The following is a 2,761-nucleotide window of genomic DNA, read 5'->3' as shown; positions in this document are numbered from 1 at the left end:
CGTAATTCGCTGGCAAAGGCGGGTTTAGCGGCATAAAGATCCTATCTGATTGCCTGTATTATTGAGTTTTCAAGGTGCGAAGCCCATTTTTGCTATGGGAAGTTTTAGTAAGGAAGATATACAGAACAAAAAATTCAACGCTGCAGGGCTTGATACGAAGCGGCTGAATATCGAATCCTATGAATATCGAAACGAAGAGATCGGGCAGGAATTCAAAAGCTCTGCGGACCAGGCGGCGGAGAATGGTGAAAGGGTGAATATTATGAGTGAATTCAATAACGGTTATTATGACAATAACAACAATAGCAATGGACAGAATGATTTTCAGCAGAATGGGAACGAGAATAAGAAGCTGAACCGGAGGGAACGCCGCAGGCTGGCAAGGGCGGCAAAGAAGAACGGGAGCGGACACAGATGGGGAACAGTAATCGCCAGCGCGCTTGTCTTTGGACTGATCGCCGGAACCGTGACCTATGGTGTAAATGCCGGAGCCTCGGCATTGAATACAACTTCTTCTTCAACCTCGGCATCGGCTGCGACACAGACCGCTACACTAACAAAGGCTTCGGATTCCGGCGAGAGCAGCACATCGTCATCCTCCTCTTCAAGTGGAGATCTGACTGTCTCGGAGGTGGCGGCAAAGGCGATGCCTTCCATGGTTACGATTTCAACCATGTCGGTAGAACAGATGCAGAGCTTCTTCGGCGGATCCCAGCAGTATGAGGTGGAAGGCGCAGGAACAGGTGTCATCGTCGGAATTACGGATGATGAGGTTCTGATTGCCACCAATAATCACGTTATCGACGGCGCGACGACGATTTCTGTAGGATTCTCCGATGATTCTGTTGTGGAAGGCCAGATCAAGGGCACGGATTCGGACAATGATCTCGCACTGGTAGCAGTCAAAAAGAGTGATCTGAGTGATGATACTCTCGGACAGATCAAGGCGATTACCATCGGCGATTCCGATGATGTACAGCTTGGCGATCAGGTTGTTGCCATCGGTAACGCTCTCGGATATGGACAGTCTGTAACCTCCGGATATGTGAGCGCCTTGAACCGTGATCTCAGCTTCTCGGACGGAAGCACGACGACGCAGTCAACCGGTCTGATTCAGACCGATGCCGCGATCAACGCGGGCAACTCCGGCGGTGCTCTTCTGAATATGAAGGGTGAGCTGATCGGTATCAATGAGGCGAAGAGCTCTTCCTCGAGCGGGGAAGCTTCCGTCGACAACATGGGATACGCAATCCCGACGGCAAAGGCGGAGTCGATTCTTGAAAAGCTCATGAATGAAACCACAAAGACGACCTACAGTGATGATAAGAGAGGATATCTCGGGGTTTCCACGGCGGATGTAACCGAACAGTACGCTGAGGTATACAGCATGCCGGAGGGCATCTGTCTGACGAGTGTCCCGGACGGAAGCCCGGCGGCAAAGGCAGGACTGCAGAAGGGGGACGTCATCACGGCGGTTGACGGAACATCCGTCTCCACAACAGACGATCTGACAACACAGCTGAGATATCATAAGTCTGGTGACACCGTGACCATCACCTATCAGAGATCGGACAACGGAAAGTATACCAAGGGTTCTGCCAAGGTTACTCTGGGAAGCAAGAGTGATGTGGAAGCTCTTACCGGAGATTCCGGATCGGGAAGCACGGGTAACTCCGGCAGCAGCTCCGATTCCGACAGCTCCGATAATTCCGGAAACGGCGGGTACAGCTATGGATTCGGATTCCCGTTCGGGGGCTGAATCATTTGATGCGGCATGTTTGATGCGGCATGAGGCCAAATAGAAAAAAGTTCCAGAAGCCTGCAGGGGCCTCTGGAACTTTTTTTACGCGAAAATGCTAACCGATGATTTTCAGACAAAGCCAATAATGCTAACCGATGGTTTTCAAACAGAGTCAATAATGCTAAAATGGGGGCACGGAGTGCGGAAGCTGCTCCGTGCTCATGCAGTAAACCGTCATGCCCCGCAGGCGGGGCACTACAATGTGCATAAGCGATGGATTGCTGCGTGCTTCGCACTCACGCAATCCAACAGGTGACCGACTTCGTCGGTCTGTCGCGGCGTTCGCCCCACCGCTTCACACTTTGTGTGAGCGGATGTGGCTCACTGCCCGCGCATATTCGGATTTCGCGCGTTCGCGCTTCATCCTCATACCTGTTGCCTTCGAAATCGCATCCAGTCTCTTACACACGCTTCGCGCGTGACGATCCTGTCTGCGTTTTCGAAGAGCTCATGCAGTAAAAATGCAATGGCGCATAGGATGAACGGGAGGCAGACGATGCCTTTCGGACACTATGGGTTAGTTTTTTACAAATAATTTAGCGAGAAAGCCCACGGTTTCAACCGTGGGATGATAGCGGCATAGCGCAAATTGTTTTGATTGAATATGTGTACAAAATATTGTATTATATACACATGAAGAATGAATATAAACAAACCAAAACAACCGTATCCTTGATTCACTATCACTTGGTGTTCTGTCCAAGATACCGTCGAAAGATCTTTAATATTCCAGGCCTAGAAGAACGTTTCAAGGCATTAACTTCTGCGGAATGTCAAAAACATCATATCGATATTCTTGCAATGGAATGTCACATTGACCACGTTCATATGTTTGTTAGCGTATATCCTCAGCAGAGCATTCCTGATGTGGTAAAACAGATCAAAGGAGCGACTTCCCATCAACTGAGGGAGGAATTTCCCCAGTTAGCAAAAATGCCGTCCTTATGGACACGTTCTTAT

General features: G+C 49.8%; 2 protein-coding genes. Both read left to right on the top strand.

What is annotated here, in order from left to right; all coding sequences use genetic code 11:
- Positions 1-94 precede the first annotated feature (94 nt).
- On the top strand, positions 95-1,759 hold the full coding sequence (locus ACTQ3A_RS13795; RefSeq protein ID WP_441495185.1) for a S1C family serine protease: 1,665 nt from the start codon (positions 95-97) through the stop codon (positions 1,757-1,759).
- A 675-nt stretch (positions 1,760-2,434) separates the two neighbouring features.
- Positions 2,435-2,761, top strand: a 327-nt coding sequence (gene tnpA / locus ACTQ3A_RS13790; RefSeq protein ID WP_441495184.1) for an IS200/IS605 family transposase, incomplete at its 3' end; no start/stop codon positions are given.

Origin of the sequence: Bilifractor sp. LCP21S3_F8 (genome assembly GCF_052117805.1) — a bacterium.
In the GTDB taxonomy this organism is placed as follows: domain Bacteria; phylum Bacillota; class Clostridia; order Lachnospirales; family Lachnospiraceae; genus Bilifractor.
The sequence above is the reverse complement of the archived record's forward strand: the minus strand, read 5'-3'. Positions and strand labels throughout refer to the sequence as shown.

Coding starts and splice junctions, on each gene's coding strand:
- ACTQ3A_RS13795 (WP_441495185.1), top strand. CDS start 95: ATGGGAAGTTTTAGTAAGGAAGATATACAGAACAAAAAATTCAACGCT.